The sequence below is a fragment of the Sandaracinobacter sp. T42 genome (assembly GCF_059115405.1).
In genome coordinates this window covers 1,825,072-1,837,564 of the sequence record NZ_CM181101.1, presented here as the reverse complement: position 1 = coordinate 1,837,564, position 12,493 = coordinate 1,825,072, and the positions used below count along the sequence as shown (strand labels likewise).

Genomic DNA, 12,493 nt, shown 5'->3' with positions numbered 1-12,493 from the left:
CAAGAGAGGCAAGATGAGCCACAGCCACACCCCCCCTTCCCCCCTGACCCTTGGCACATATGGCCCGCTTGGCGGCGAGGTGCGCGTGCCCGGCGACAAGTCGATCTCGCACCGCGCGATCATGCTGTCGGCCCTTGCCGTCGGCCGCAGCGAGATCCACGGCCTGCTGGAGGGCGAGGATGTGCTGGCGACGGCATCGGCCATGCGGGCGATGGGCGCAACGGTGGAAAGGCTGCAGGAGGGGCACTGGATCGTGGACGGCGTCGGTGTCGGAAGCCTGCTGCAACCGCAGGCTGCGCTCGACATGGGCAACAGCGGAACCTCGACACGCCTTCTGATGGGGCTGCTCGCCAGTCATCCGATCACGGCCGGCTTCACAGGCGACGAATCGCTGAGCCGCCGGCCGATGGGCCGGGTAATCGAGCCGCTGAGCCGGATCGGTGCCGAGATCACGGCGTCTCCCGGCGGGCGTCTGCCTCTGATTCTACGCGGGGCGGAAACCCCACTGCCGATCCGCTACCGGCTGCCGGTTGCGTCCGCGCAGGTAAAATCCGCCATTCTGCTGGCGGGCCTGAACATCGGCGCGGAAACCGTGGTGGAAGAACCGGTTCCCACGCGGGACCACAGCGAACGAATGCTGAAGGGATTCGGCGCGGATCTGACAGTCGAGCCGATGCCAGAGGGCGGCCGCCGCATCGCGATCCGGGGCTGGGCCGAACTGAAGCCGCAGACGCTGGACGTGCCGGGCGACCCGTCCTCGGCCGCATTTCCGCTGGTCGCGGCCCTGATCGTGCCCGGCAGCGACGTGCTGATCCGTGGCGTGGGCCAGAACCCCACGCGCGACGGCCTGGTACGGGCGTTGAAGATGATGGGCGCCGACATCGAACTACTGGATCCGCGCGATGTTGGGGGCGAGCCTGTCGCGGATCTGCGTGTGCGCCACTCGGCCCTGCGCGCGATCGATGTGCCGCCCGAAATGGCCCCCTCGATGATCGACGAATATCCGATCCTGTTCGTGGCGGCGGCCCTTGCCCAGGGCCGCACGATCCTGCGCGGGATCGAGGAACTGCGGGTGAAGGAAAGCGACCGGATCGCGGCGATGGCGGCCGGCCTGCAGGCATCGGGCGTGAAGGTCGAGGAACTGCCGGACGGCCTGATCGTCGAAGGAAGCGGCGGCGCGCCCGTGCCCGGCGGCGCGACGATCGCCACCCATCTGGATCACCGGATCGCGATGAGCTTCGCGGTGCTCTCGCTGGTGGCGCGCAACCCCGTCACCGTGGATGATCGCGCCCCGATCGCGACCAGCTTTCCCGATTTCCTGCCGCTCATGCAGCGGCTTGGCGCGCACGAGAACGCCACCTAGGCCTCGGCCAGAAGGCCCGCTTTCCCCACGCGCTGCTTCAGCCAGTCATCGAGGATGGCGGCAATCCGTTCGCCCGCGCGGCCGTCCCCGAACGGATGAACCGGGGCAAGCCGCGGCCGGGACAGCGCGCGGTGCACGGCCGAAACGATGCTGTCCGCATTCAGGTCCACCAGTTCGGAGGCGCCTGCCGACAGGGCTTCCGGCCGCTCCGTCGCCTTGCGCAGCACCAGCGTGCGCAGGCCCAGCGCCGGCGCCTCTTCCTGGAGGCCGCCAGAATCCGTGAGCAGAAGCTGCGCGCGGCGCATCATCCAGATCATCTCCAGATGATCGAGCGGCGAAACCATGTGAACGGAATCCAGCCCGTCCAGCCTCTCTCTCAGGGTGGATTGCACCGCCGGGTTCGGATGAAGGGGCAGCACGATCTCCGCCTCGCAGAAGGCTGCGAGGCGGGCCAGTGCGGCGGCGATGGCGCCAAGCCGTCCGCCGAGATTCTCGCGCCGGTGGACAGTGGCGAGAAGAAGGGGATGTCGGGGACTGACCGCGAAGGGAAAGCGGGCGGCCATCGCATCCTCGATCGACGGATCTGCATCCAGCACCCTGATCCTGGCATGCAGCGCATCGATGCCGCTGTTCCCCGTGACATGGACAAGATGACCGGCGACGCCTTCACGCCGCAATGCGGCGGCGGCGGCCTCTGTCGGCGCGAGGTGGATCGCCGCGATCTGGGCAATCAACTGCCGATGCATTTCCTCGGGGAAGGGTTCGGCCGTGTCGCCGGTGCGAAGCCCCGCCTCCACATGCGCGACAGGCACCTGGGCATAGGCCGCCGCCAGCGCACCCGCGAGCGCCGAGATCGTATCCCCCTGAACCAGCGCAAGCCGGGGCCGCCAGGCCGCGAAGATGGGAGCGAGGCGCACAAGCAGCGCCGACAGCATCTGGGCCGGCGTTCCCGCCACCATGCCGATGCCAAGGTCGATATCGGGACACAGGCCGAGTTCCCGCAGCATCTGCGGCGCAAGATCGGGGTGCTGCCCTGTCATCACCAGCAGAACGCGCCGGCCGCGGGCGCGCAACGCCGCGATCACGGGCGCCATCTTCACCACTTCCGGCCTGGTTCCGCACACCGCCAGAAGCGGTGGATACTCGTCCATAGGTTCGGTCTCCAGACGGGGCGCAACCGCCACCTCGCCAAAAAACCGACCCTGAAACCCTGCGTATCAACGACTTGGGCGCTGTTCCACCGCTTTCTGGGCAGGGAGCCGTCCAAAATCGGTTAACCCCGCATTGATGCGAATCTCTTGCAACTGGGCGGTGTAATGCATATTAATCGCAAAAGCGGGCCGCTCCGGCCCCGGATGGACCAGCGCTAATGATCGTCTGCTCTTGCAATGCTCTGCGTGAATCTCAAGTGCGTGAAGTTGCACGGGGTGGCGTGCGCTGCGAGCGCGAGGCATATCAGCGCCTCGGCTGCCGGCCGCAGTGCGGCCAGTGTCTGCCATTTGCACGCCAGCTCGTGCGGGAAGAGGCAGGCCGCGTTGCGGTCTGAAGGTCGCCGCTGAACGAAGTCCGCTCAGCGAAGCCTGACAGCCTCGAACGTCACTTCCCTCTACGCGACCAGTCGGCCGATCAGGCCAGAACCCTGCGGGCGGCCTGTTCGTCCAGCGCAATCTGCGCCTTCAGCGCCTCCAGCCCGTCGAGCTTCAGTTCCGGGCGCAGCCATTCCACCAGCTCCACCTCGATCTTATGGCCATAGAGATCGCCCGACCAATCGAGAATCCAGGTTTCCAGCAGTTCCTTGGGCGGATCGAACATCGGCCGGATGCCCAGATTGGCGACCCCGTTCGCGCACCCGCCATCGGGCAGATGCACCCGAACAGCATAGACCCCGTAGCGAGGGCGCAGATAGGGCCCCATATCCAGATTCGCGGTCGGAACTCCGATGGTGCGGCCCCGCTTGTCGCCGTGGATCACTTCCCCTTCGATGGCGAAAGGTCGGGTCAGCAGGCGGGCAGCTTCCGCCATGTCGCCGGCGGCAAGCGCCGCGCGGATGCGGGTGGAGGAAACAGCTTCATCCGCTGCCATGATGGGGCTCAGCGCCTCGGCCGTGAAGCCGTGGACCCGGCCCAGATCCGCCAGGGTCGCGGCGGTGCCCGAACGCCCCTTGCCGAATGTGAAGTCCTCGCCGGTCACCACATGGCGGATACCCAGCCTGCCGGCCAGCCACTGTGCGGCGAAATCCGCTGCCGACAGGCCGGCGAGCCCGGCATCGAAGGGGATCACGACCGCCCCGTCCACGCCAAGCGACTCGAAATGGCGCAGCTTCTGGTTCAGCGTGGTCAGTGCGAAGGGCGGAGCATCGGGGCGAAAAAGACGGGACGGATGCGGATCGAAGGTAGCGACGAGCGCCGGGGCGCCAATGGCCCGCGCCCGCGCGATCGCGGCCCCGATAACGGCCTGATGCCCCCTGTGCACGCCATCGAAGTTGCCGAGCGCCAGCGCGCCCCCCTTCAGATCAGAGGGCGCCTCGCCCTGCCCTTCCAGTCGCTTCATGCCACGTCCGTTAGCGCGCTGTGACTGGCTCGGCCAGTGGGTCAGCGCCGGATAAAGGTCTGGAAACAGTGTGCCGGGGCGTCGGCCGCAGCGGCATGATCCTCTTGCGCCAGCAATTTCCATTGTGCCGGTTCGGGATCGGGGAAGAAGGTGTCCCCTTCCGGCGAGAGGTGGATCCGCGTCAGCTCGATCCGCGTCGCGACAGGCCGCGCGAGCGCATAGATTTCCGCCCCGCCGATCACCATCAGCTCGCCCGCAAGGGGTTCATCACCGGCAGCCGTGATCGCTTCGGCCAGGCCGGGCACGATGCTTGCGCCCGGCGCGCGCCAGCGGGGATCCCGGCTAAGCACGATATTGTGCCGCCCCGGCAGCGGTTTGCCGATCGATTCGAAAGTCTTGCGGCCCATGATGACCGGCTTGCCCATCGTGATTCGCCGGAACCGGTGCAGATCGGCGGGAAGGTGCCAGGGCATCGCGCCATCCTTGCCGATCACGCCATTGTCGGCCGCCGCGACCACCAGCACGATATCGGGCTGCATCTCTCAGGCCTGCCTGGCCGGATGCTGCTTCAGTGCCAGCATGAGCGTAGTGATGAAGGCGATATAGAAAGTGCCGAAGGCCGCCGACGCGCCGGCGTTCAGCATCTCGAACAGCCAGCGGCCGATGCCCCAGCCCTGCGCGGACGCACCAGTCGCCAGGGTGGAGATCACGCCCAGCGCGGCCCCGAGGCCCAGAATCCCCAAAGAGAGCAGCATGAAGCCGGTGATCAGCACCGCGATCATGCCGAACAGACGAAAGGCCCGCCCAGACGTCAGCGCCCAGCTGGCTTTCAGTGCATCGAGCGGATCCGGGTGAGCGGTCGCGACCAGCGGGATCACCAGCGACAGGCGGGTCAGGATCCAAAGGCCCGGCAGGATGAACAGGAACAGCCCGAGCCCGGTTGCGATGCCCTGAATCAGGAACAGGGCGAGCGCCGCGGGAAACAGGCGCAGGGCTGCGCCCAGATCATGCGCCAGCGGCTGGCCGCCCGTGCCGCCACGCGCGATCAGCCGGGCGATCATCAACTGCGCGATCAGCGTGCCCGCCAGCACCAGCAGCACGGCAGCGGCGTCCATCGCCACATGTTCGCCCTTGAAGAGCTGATCCGGGGTGCGGTCATTCACCTGCCGCGCGAACAGCAGCTGCGGCAGAAACAGGAAGGCAGCTGCGATCGTCCACAGCATGTCGCCATGGCGCCGCACGCCCGCAACCGTGGCGGGCCAGATCTGGCCGAAGCTGATCGGATCCAAGCTGGTGCGCTTTGCCGGCTCAGCCGGCCTTCACGCCGCTGTCGGCCATCAACGCCTGAAGCTCGCCTGCCTCGAACATCTCCATCATGATGTCCGAACCGCCCACGAACTCGCCCTTCACATAGAGCTGCGGAATTGTCGGCCAGTCGGAATATTCCTTGATGCCCTGCCGGATCTCCATGTCCTGCAGAACGTCCACCGAGTGGAAGGCAACGTCCAGATGCTCGAGGATCGCGATTGCGCGGCTGGAAAAGCCGCACTGGGGGAACAGGGGCGAGCCCTTCATGAACAGGACAACATCATGTCCCTTCACGATTGCATCGATGCGTTCGGCGACTGTGCTCATTTCTCGTTCTCCTCGGCGGATCAGGCCGGTGTGGACGTCGTCAGCTGAAGGGCGTGCAGCACACCCCCCATCCGGCCGCCGAGTGCGGCATAGACCATCTGATGCTGCTTCACGCGGCTCAGCCCGGCGAACCGCGCCGAGGTGACATGGGCGGCCCAATGGTCGTCATCGCCGGCAAGGTCCGTCAGGCGGATGTCTGCATCCGGAATCGCAGCCCGGATGGCTGCCTCGATCTCGTGGCCGGGCATCGGCATGACCGGATCAGGCCTTTTCGATCTGCTCGCGCGCTTCGGCTGCCTTGCGGGCCAGCATCTCGCGCACTTCGATGTCGCTCGTCTCGACGCCGCCCTTCAGCAGGTCGCCGATCAGCTTGCGGATCACATCCTCATCACCCGTTTCCTCGAAATCGGCCTGCACAACCGATTTCGCATAGGATTCGGCCTCCGCATCGGTCAGACCCAGACGCTCGGCCGCCCACAGACCCAGCAGCCGGTTGCGCCGGGCGGTGATGCGGAATTCCTTTTCCGCTTCGTGCGCGAACTTGTTTTCGAACGCCTTCTCGCGATCGTCGAACGTGGTCATGCCTGCTCCCAGCAGTTGTGCGGCCCCGCCCCGGGGCCATGTGTCGCGCCCGAGATAGGCGGCATCCGGGCGCAGTTCAACCGAAGGGTTGCAGCAGGGCAGCATAGCTGCAACCCTGCAGCACCCAACATCGGAAAAAAGGAGGAATTGCATGGCCCTGACCTTCGAACTCTACAAGGACAAGGCAGGCGAGCACCGCTGGCGGCTGAAGCACAGCAACGGCAATGTGCTGGCGACTTCGTCCGAAGGCTATTCCTCGAAAGCGGCGGCGCTGAAGGGAATCGAGAATGTGAAGGCCAGCGCGGACGCGCCAGTCGTGGAAGTCTGAGCGGGTTCAGCCGATCCTGGGCGGTGCCTTTGCGCTGCCCAGCTGGGCTGCCAGTTCCTCCAGCGCGGACCGTAGGCCTTCGTCGCGGACACCCGAAAGGTTCACGGCAGGCGCAGGCGTTACCGGCGCCACGACCGGCTGCGAACGTTCGGCCGGCTTCGGAACCTCACCCTGCACCAGCTTCAGCTTCGCGACCGCATTGGCGCCGAGAATCCGGTTTGCCCGATCGAGAATCTGCGGCGCAACATGCTGGAGCTGCAGGGAAAACGGCCCCTCCACGCGAATCGTTAGCACGCCGCCGGTTGACTGCCCGCGTGGAAACCGCAGGGATTCCGGGACGGACCAGCGCGCATAGACCGGCCCGACAACTTCCTTCCAGCGCGCCAGCAGCGCGCCCTGGACGAAACCGAAGCGGCGAAACGCGGTGCCGCCGACATCCGGCAGCAACGAACCGACGTCTCTGACCCCGTTGCGGCGGGGCGCGGGTTCCTGACCCTTCCTATCCTTGGGAGGCTTCGCCATCGACCCGCCCTGTGCCAGAGAGCGGGCATGGCCGTCACCCCGCAAATCATCGCCGCGAAGCTGCTGGCCTGGTATGACCGCCATGCCCGAAGCCTTCCCTGGCGGGTGCCGCCGAACGACGGCCGTCGGCCCGATCCCTATCATGTGTGGCTGTCCGAGATCATGCTGCAGCAGACGACCGTTGCGGCTGTCGGCCCCTATTTCGAGCGTTTCCTGGCCCTTTGGCCGACGGTGGAGGCGCTCGCGGCGGCGGACGATGCAGCGGTGATGCGTGAATGGGCCGGTCTTGGCTATTATGCGCGCGCCCGCAACCTGCTGGCGGCGGCGCGGCAAGTGGCCGGCATGGGCGCATTTCCCGCATCGGAATCGGAACTTCGCACCCTGCCCGGCATCGGCCCCTATACGGCGGCCGCAATCGCCGCGATCGCCTTCGGGGAGGTCGCCGTCGTGATCGATGGCAACATCGAGCGGGTGACGAGCCGCCTTTTTGCCCTGCCCGATGTGCTGCCAGCGGGGCGCGCAAGGCTGGCACAGGCGCTGGCGCCCCATGTGCCGGCCAGGAGACCGGGCGATTTCGCGCAGGCGCTGATGGATCTGGGCGCGACCATCTGCACGCCGCGCAAGCCGTTGTGCCCGGCCTGCCCGCTGTCTGATGGCTGCGCGGCGCACATGGCCGACATGCCGGAATCCTTCCCCCGGAAGGCCGCGCGCCGGCCCCGGCCACTGAAGCAAGGGACCGCCTGGTGGATCGAGCATCGCGGCCGGGTGGCGCTGGTGCGCCGCCCCGCGAAGGGCCTGCTGGGTGGAATGCTGGCCCTGCCCGGCAGCGAATGGGCCGTGGGCGGGGGCAATGACCTGCCGGCCGGCCCCCGCTGGCACCTGCTGGAGGACGGGGTTCGGCACGGCTTCACCCATTTCGAGCTGGAGCTGAAGGTGGCCGTGACGGAACTGATCGATCTGCAAAGCCTGCCGCCCGGCATCGAGCCCATCTGGACCAGCCGCATGGACGTCGGCACAGCCGGGCTTCCCACCCTGTTTGCGCGCGCCGCCGAACTGGCGCTCGCCCACCAACTGCCGCTACTGGAGGGCGCATGACTTTCACGGGACATCTGGGGTTCACTGGCGCACCGCTGGACAGGGCAGACCATCTGCGCCGGGATGACGCCGCGATCCAGGCGCTGCGCATGGACCCGACCGCCCGCTTCCTGATCCTGGATCAGCTGAAGCCGCTGATGGCGGAAGGCGGGCAGGATCTCTACTGGGCGCGCCGCAGCGAGGTGCCGAAGGGCACCACCATCTTCCTTGGCCTGACGCCGGAGGGCGATCCGCGCTTCGCCGTGGACGGCACCGCCGACGACGACATTCCGGCCCGGCCGACGGATGCGCGTGTCGCGGGAACCGTGCTGGGCGATTCGCGAGCGGCCATCGTTGCGCAGGCGCGTTCCATGCTGGATTGGCATCGTCGTCACGGCTTCTGCGCCAACTGCGGCGCGCCGACCGAGCTCCGGAAGGCAGGCTACAGCCGGCTGTGCGGCGGTTGCGGAGCGGAGCATTTCCCGCGTGTCGACCCGGTGGTGATCATGCTGGCCGAAAAGGACGGCAAGGCGCTGGTGGGGCGTGGGCCCAACTTTCCGGCCGGCTTCTTCTCGGCGCTGGCGGGTTTCGTCGAACCGGGCGAATCGCTTGAGGAGGCCGTCGCGCGGGAACTGTTCGAGGAAGCGGGCGTGCGCGTGCACGGTGTGCGTCTGGGCGCCAGCCAGCCCTGGCCCTTCCCGTCCAGCCTGATGATGGGCGCCTTCGCCACGGCGGACTCCTTCGAACTGAAACTGGACGAGAGCGAGATCGCCGATGCGCGCTGGGTGACGCGGGCGGAGGTTCGCGCCGCCCTCAGCGGGCAGGCGGACTGGAATGCGCCGCCCCCGCTGGCGATTGCGCACTGGCTTCTGGCGACATGGGCGGATTCTGCGGCCTGACCGGGCGTTGGCCGCTGTCCACCAGCTCCACCTTCATGCTGTTGCGATCCAGCAGGCGTCGGGTTTCCTCTGCCGTCATGGGCTTGCCGAAATGCCAGCCCTGCATCTGATTGCAGCCCAGCCGCCGCATCGATTCGAAATCCGTTCGCGTTTCCGTGCCTTCGGCCGTGGTTTCCATGCCCAGCCTGTCTGCCAGGGCGACGATGGCCTGAACGATGGCCACAGCCTCGGCCCCGCCCCTTGCGCTGGCCTGCACGAAGCTGCGGTCGATCTTGATGCGGTCGAACGGAATCTTCTGCAGATACCCCAGAGACGAGTAGCCCGTGCCGAAATCATCCAGCGCAAAGCTGACCCCCAGCGAACGCAGGTCGGCCAGCATCGCCGCCGTCTGCGCCCGCTCATCCAGGAACAGGCTTTCGGTCAGCTCCAGTTCCAGCCGGTCCGGCGCGACATTGGCGCGGGCCAGCGCAAGGCGGACGATCTCGACAAGCCGGGGATCATCGAACTGCAGCGGGGACAGATTCACCGCCAGACGGATATTTCGCGGCCAGCCGGCGGCCACCCTTGCCGCTTCCTGGAGCACCCAGGCGCCGATCCGGCCGATCTGGCCCGTCTCCTCGGCGATCGGGATGAAGACGGCGGGTGAAATCTCGCCGCGAACAGGATGCCGCCAGCGCAGCAGCGCCTCGAACCCCACGATCCGCTCGTCCATGGCGTTGACGACCGGCTGGAACAGCAGACGCAACTGGTTGTGCTCGATGGCGGAGCGCAGATCGAACTCCAGTTCACGCCTGTCCTCCGCGCGCTGGTGCATCGCCCTGTCATAGGCGCGAACCTGGCCACGCCCCCGTGCCTTCGCATCATAGAGGGCCAGATCCGCCGCCCGCATCAGGGCCTCCACGGTGGCGCCGTCGTCCGGGCCGAGCGCAAGGCCGATGCTGGCCCCGATGGTCGGCCGGCTGGTTTCCAGATCATAGGGGCGTGACAGGCGTGCGATCAGCCGCTCGCCAAGCCGCACCGCCTCCGCCTGATCGGCATCGGGCAGCACGACGGCGAATTCGTCACCGCCCAGCCGTCCGGCGACAACGCCCCCCGCATTGCCGATCACCTCGCGGATGCGGGCCGCCACTTCGCCCAGCAGCCGGTCGCCCGTGCCATGGCCAAGGCTGTCGTTCACGGCCTTGAACCTGTCGAGATCGACGAACAGCAGCGCCACCTTGCCGGATCGAAGCCCTTCGCCCAGCGCCTGATGCACGATGCGGCGGTTCACAAGGCCGGTCAGGGCGTCGAAAGTCGCCAGCTCCGCGATCCGCTGGGACGCACGCTGCCGATCGGTCACGTCGGAACCGACGCCGCGATACCCCAGGAATTCGCCCTTGTGGCCAAGCTTCGGCGTGCCCGAGAGCGACCACCAGCGCCGCTCGCCACCAATCTCCACCGACAGCAGATGGTCGCGGAAGGGCTGCCCCTTCGCGACGATCTCGAACAACGGCTTCGCATCCTCCCGGTCGGCAAGCGCATCGAGCCACAGGCTGCCGATGACCGACTCGACCGGCGTGCCGGTGACATCCGCGAAACGGGAAGACACGAACGTGACCCGTCCTTCCGGGTTGATCTCGAACAGCCATTCGGATCCGTTGGTGTCATATTCGTTCAGCAGCAGACGCACGACTTCTTCCTGCGCGACAAACTGCTGCTCGGCCCTGAGCCGCGACAGAAGCGCAAAGGTGGATTGCAGCGTGCCGCGCACCAGCATCCCGGTGAAGCCGAGCAGCAGCGCCACGGACATCCACATGTCGGTCCAGCCGATCCGGGCCAGACCCAGCCCGACACCCAGCAGCACCGGCACGCACAGCGCCAGCGCGCCAAGCGGAAAGACTGCCGTGGTGATCGCCATCGCGCCGATCGCGGCCATCGACAGCGTCACCGCCAGCATGGCGTCCGAATGGTCCGCCAGCGGCAGGATATCCGCAAACAATATACCCCAGGCGCAGCCGCTGAGCGCCATTTCACCCAGCAGCCGCCGCATGTAGGGCCGTGTCGCGCGGGCGCCCCGGCCATGCAGCCGGCGCGACGTGCGCCGGAACAGCCAGTGAAGGGTCAGCAGGCCCTGCGCGAACAGCCAGGCAGCGAACACGGCCGGGCTTGCGACAGGGGCGAAAGCCAGCATGACGATGGCGGCATAGAAGACCATCACCGGCGCCAGCACCGGCAGATAGCGCACCACATAGCCCAGCTGGTTCCGCCTGACGCGACGCCAGAAAGCATCCTCGTCCGGCCCCAGCCGCAGCAGATCGCGCCAGCCGAACCGGGCGCGGTCGGCCGCCGGAGGCTTGAACATGACCGTCATGGCGCTTGCCGCCCGAATTGTTCCGTCGACATGACTGCTCCCGTCGCGCAGACCCGAAAGGCCTGAACGGCGGGATTCGCAATGACTTAAGCGCGCCGCCTTCCGGCCTCAGGGCGCGGCGACTTCCGGGGGAATCATCGGATAGCTGCCCAGAAGGCGAACCCATTTCGAATGGAAGGCCAGTTCTTCCAGTGCGCGGGCGACATGCGCATCGGATGGCCGCCCTTCGATATCGATCAGGAATTCGGCCGCCGTGAAGGCGCCGCCGCGCAGGTGGCTTTCCAGCCGCGTGAGGTTGATTCCGTTGGTGGCGAAACCGCCCAGCGCCTTGAACAGCGCGGCGGGCACGTTCTTCACCTCGAAAGCCAGCGTGGTCTTCACCGGCCCTTCCAGCCGGCCGGGATCGCGCGGTGTGCGCGAGAGCAGCAGAAAACGGGTGCGATTGTGATCCGCATCCTGAAGCCCTTCCACCAGCAGGCTGTTGCCGTAGAGTTCGCCCGCAAGGCGCGAAGCGATGGCGGCGACGGTGGAATCATCCCCCCCGCCAACAGCGGCGGCAGCCGCTGCCGTGTCTGCGAAACTGGTAGGGCGCAGGCCCAGCGCACGCAGTCGCTTGCGGCACTGGCCCAGCGCCTGCGGGTGGGAAATCACCTCTTTCACGTCGGACAAGGCCGCGCCCGGTGCGCCCAGCAGGCAATGTTCCACTTTCACATAATGCTCGCCCGTCACGAACAGGCCGGACTCGGGCAGCAGGAAATGCACATCGGCCACACGGCCATGCAGGCTGTTCTCGACCGGGATCACCGCCAGCGCGGCGGCCCCGTCCTGAACGGCGGCCAGCGCGTCCTCGAAACTGAAGCAGGGCAGCGGCAGGCCTTCGGGCGCGACTTCGCGGACCGCCTGGTGCGAATAGGCCCCCGGCGCGCCCTGGAACGCGACCGCGCGCGAAGGGGCGGCGGCGGCGCGGGCGCGCATTTCATCCACAAGGTGCTGGGCAAGGGGCGGGTAGCTTTGCATCGGCGGCGCTTGCCCGCCCTTCCCCGGCCCGTCAACCATCCGCCATCCGTGCGAACCTGCGGCAATTGGCGAGGTGAGGCAGCCATTGCCAACCGGCACCGCTGTTTCTATGAGGCCCGGCGGAAGGTGGTGCCGCCCGGCATCGCCCGTATGATGCACGCTTCGGAGAGCAG

General features: G+C 67.3%; 15 protein-coding genes. 5 read left to right on the top strand and 10 right to left on the bottom strand.

Annotation, left to right across the window (positions count from 1 at the left end):
• Nucleotides 1–13 precede the first annotated feature (13 nt).
• A complete protein-coding gene (gene aroA / locus ACW9TV_RS08920; protein ID WP_494303130.1) occupies nt 14–1,363 on the top strand; it encodes a 3-phosphoshikimate 1-carboxyvinyltransferase in 1,350 nt (449 codons plus the stop codon).
• On the opposite strand, the gene wecB is transcribed toward aroA, so the two are convergent.
• On the bottom strand, nt 1,360–2,514 hold the full coding sequence (gene wecB, locus ACW9TV_RS08915; protein WP_494303129.1) for a non-hydrolyzing UDP-N-acetylglucosamine 2-epimerase: 1,155 nt from the start codon (nt 2,512–2,514) through the stop codon (nt 1,360–1,362). The genes aroA and wecB overlap by 4 nt on opposite strands.
• A gap of 218 nt (nt 2,515–2,732) precedes the next feature.
• Here wecB and ACW9TV_RS08910 point away from each other — a divergent pair, with 218 nt between their 5' ends.
• On the top strand, nt 2,733–2,909 hold the full coding sequence (locus ACW9TV_RS08910) for a (2Fe-2S)-binding protein (RefSeq protein ID WP_494303128.1): 177 nt from the start codon (nt 2,733–2,735) through the stop codon (nt 2,907–2,909).
• A gap of 80 nt (nt 2,910–2,989) precedes the next feature.
• Here the strand turns inward: ACW9TV_RS08910 and ACW9TV_RS08905 are convergent, their stop codons facing one another.
• From ACW9TV_RS08905 to ACW9TV_RS08880, 6 genes are read right to left on the bottom strand one after another with little or no spacing between them, the layout of a single operon-like run.
• On the bottom strand, nt 2,990–3,913 hold the full coding sequence (locus ACW9TV_RS08905; RefSeq protein ID WP_494303127.1) for a bifunctional riboflavin kinase/FAD synthetase: 924 nt from the start codon (nt 3,911–3,913) through the stop codon (nt 2,990–2,992).
• Nucleotides 3,914–3,954: 41 nt separating this feature from the next.
• Nucleotides 3,955–4,452, bottom strand: a complete 498-nt coding sequence (locus tag ACW9TV_RS08900; protein ID WP_494303126.1) for a dihydrofolate reductase — start codon at nt 4,450–4,452, stop codon at nt 3,955–3,957.
• Between the two features lie 3 nt (nt 4,453–4,455).
• Nucleotides 4,456–5,202, bottom strand: coding sequence for a glycerophosphoryl diester phosphodiesterase membrane domain-containing protein (locus ACW9TV_RS08895; protein WP_494303125.1), 747 nt, complete (start codon nt 5,200–5,202; stop codon nt 4,456–4,458).
• Between the two features lie 19 nt (nt 5,203–5,221).
• A complete protein-coding gene (gene grxD, locus ACW9TV_RS08890; protein WP_494303124.1) occupies nt 5,222–5,548 on the bottom strand; it encodes a Grx4 family monothiol glutaredoxin in 327 nt (108 codons plus the stop codon).
• 20 nt (nt 5,549–5,568) lie between these two features.
• Nucleotides 5,569–5,802, bottom strand: a complete 234-nt coding sequence (locus tag ACW9TV_RS08885; protein WP_494303123.1) for a BolA/IbaG family iron-sulfur metabolism protein — start codon at nt 5,800–5,802, stop codon at nt 5,569–5,571.
• A gap of 7 nt (nt 5,803–5,809) precedes the next feature.
• Nucleotides 5,810–6,130, bottom strand: a complete 321-nt coding sequence (locus ACW9TV_RS08880) for a DUF1476 domain-containing protein (protein ID WP_494303122.1) — start codon at nt 6,128–6,130, stop codon at nt 5,810–5,812.
• Nucleotides 6,131–6,281: 151 nt separating this feature from the next.
• Between ACW9TV_RS08880 and ACW9TV_RS08875 the strand changes: the two genes are divergently transcribed.
• Nucleotides 6,282–6,458 (top strand): YegP family protein, encoded by a 177-nt coding sequence (locus ACW9TV_RS08875; RefSeq protein WP_374388842.1) that lies wholly within the window; start codon nt 6,282–6,284, stop codon nt 6,456–6,458.
• A 6-nt stretch (nt 6,459–6,464) separates the two neighbouring features.
• Here the strand turns inward: ACW9TV_RS08875 and ACW9TV_RS08870 are convergent, their stop codons facing one another.
• On the bottom strand, nt 6,465–6,980 hold the full coding sequence (locus tag ACW9TV_RS08870; RefSeq protein ID WP_494303121.1) for a DUF721 domain-containing protein: 516 nt from the start codon (nt 6,978–6,980) through the stop codon (nt 6,465–6,467).
• 27 nt (nt 6,981–7,007) lie between these two features.
• Here ACW9TV_RS08870 and ACW9TV_RS08865 point away from each other — a divergent pair, with 27 nt between their 5' ends.
• Both ACW9TV_RS08865 and nudC read left to right on the top strand, forming a co-directional pair.
• Entirely contained in the window at nt 7,008–8,075 is a 1,068-nt protein-coding gene (locus ACW9TV_RS08865; protein WP_494303120.1) for an A/G-specific adenine glycosylase, read from the top strand.
• Complete coding sequence (nudC, locus tag ACW9TV_RS08860; RefSeq protein WP_494303119.1) at nt 8,072–8,953, top strand: NAD(+) diphosphatase; 882 nt, start codon at nt 8,072–8,074, stop codon at nt 8,951–8,953. Before ACW9TV_RS08865 ends, nudC begins: the two co-directional genes overlap by 4 nt.
• Here the strand turns inward: nudC and ACW9TV_RS08855 are convergent.
• Nucleotides 8,868–11,303, bottom strand: coding sequence for a putative bifunctional diguanylate cyclase/phosphodiesterase (locus ACW9TV_RS08855; protein ID WP_494303118.1), 2,436 nt, complete (start codon nt 11,301–11,303; stop codon nt 8,868–8,870). The two genes, nudC and ACW9TV_RS08855, sit on opposite strands and share 86 nt — an antisense overlap.
• 108 nt (nt 11,304–11,411) lie before the next feature.
• Nucleotides 11,412–12,320 (bottom strand): prephenate dehydratase, encoded by a 909-nt coding sequence (locus tag ACW9TV_RS08850; protein WP_494303117.1) that lies wholly within the window; start codon nt 12,318–12,320, stop codon nt 11,412–11,414.
• Nucleotides 12,321–12,493 lie beyond the last annotated feature (173 nt).

Bases quoted from the DNA above. Each gene is read 5' to 3' on its own strand.
- ACW9TV_RS08880 (WP_494303122.1), bottom strand. From the start codon at position 6,130: ATGACCACGTTCGACGATCGCGAGAAGGCGTTCGAAAACAAGTTCGCG.
- ACW9TV_RS08900 (WP_494303126.1), bottom strand. From the start codon at position 4,452: ATGCAGCCCGATATCGTGCTGGTGGTCGCGGCGGCCGACAATGGCGTG.
- ACW9TV_RS08905 (WP_494303127.1), bottom strand. From the start codon at position 3,913: ATGAAGCGACTGGAAGGGCAGGGCGAGGCGCCCTCTGATCTGAAGGGG.
- ACW9TV_RS08855 (WP_494303118.1), bottom strand. From the start codon at position 11,303: ATGACGGTCATGTTCAAGCCTCCGGCGGCCGACCGCGCCCGGTTCGGC.
- ACW9TV_RS08850 (WP_494303117.1), bottom strand. From the start codon at position 12,320: ATGCAAAGCTACCCGCCCCTTGCCCAGCACCTTGTGGATGAAATGCGC.
- nudC (WP_494303119.1), top strand. From the start codon at position 8,072: ATGACTTTCACGGGACATCTGGGGTTCACTGGCGCACCGCTGGACAGG.
- grxD (WP_494303124.1), bottom strand. From the start codon at position 5,548: ATGAGCACAGTCGCCGAACGCATCGATGCAATCGTGAAGGGACATGAT.
- aroA (WP_494303130.1), top strand. From the start codon at position 14: ATGAGCCACAGCCACACCCCCCCTTCCCCCCTGACCCTTGGCACATAT.
- wecB (WP_494303129.1), bottom strand. From the start codon at position 2,514: ATGGACGAGTATCCACCGCTTCTGGCGGTGTGCGGAACCAGGCCGGAA.
- ACW9TV_RS08875 (WP_374388842.1), top strand. From the start codon at position 6,282: ATGGCCCTGACCTTCGAACTCTACAAGGACAAGGCAGGCGAGCACCGC.
- ACW9TV_RS08910 (WP_494303128.1), top strand. From the start codon at position 2,733: ATGATCGTCTGCTCTTGCAATGCTCTGCGTGAATCTCAAGTGCGTGAA.
- ACW9TV_RS08865 (WP_494303120.1), top strand. From the start codon at position 7,008: ATGGCCGTCACCCCGCAAATCATCGCCGCGAAGCTGCTGGCCTGGTAT.
- ACW9TV_RS08870 (WP_494303121.1), bottom strand. From the start codon at position 6,980: ATGGCGAAGCCTCCCAAGGATAGGAAGGGTCAGGAACCCGCGCCCCGC.
- ACW9TV_RS08885 (WP_494303123.1), bottom strand. From the start codon at position 5,802: ATGCCGATGCCCGGCCACGAGATCGAGGCAGCCATCCGGGCTGCGATT.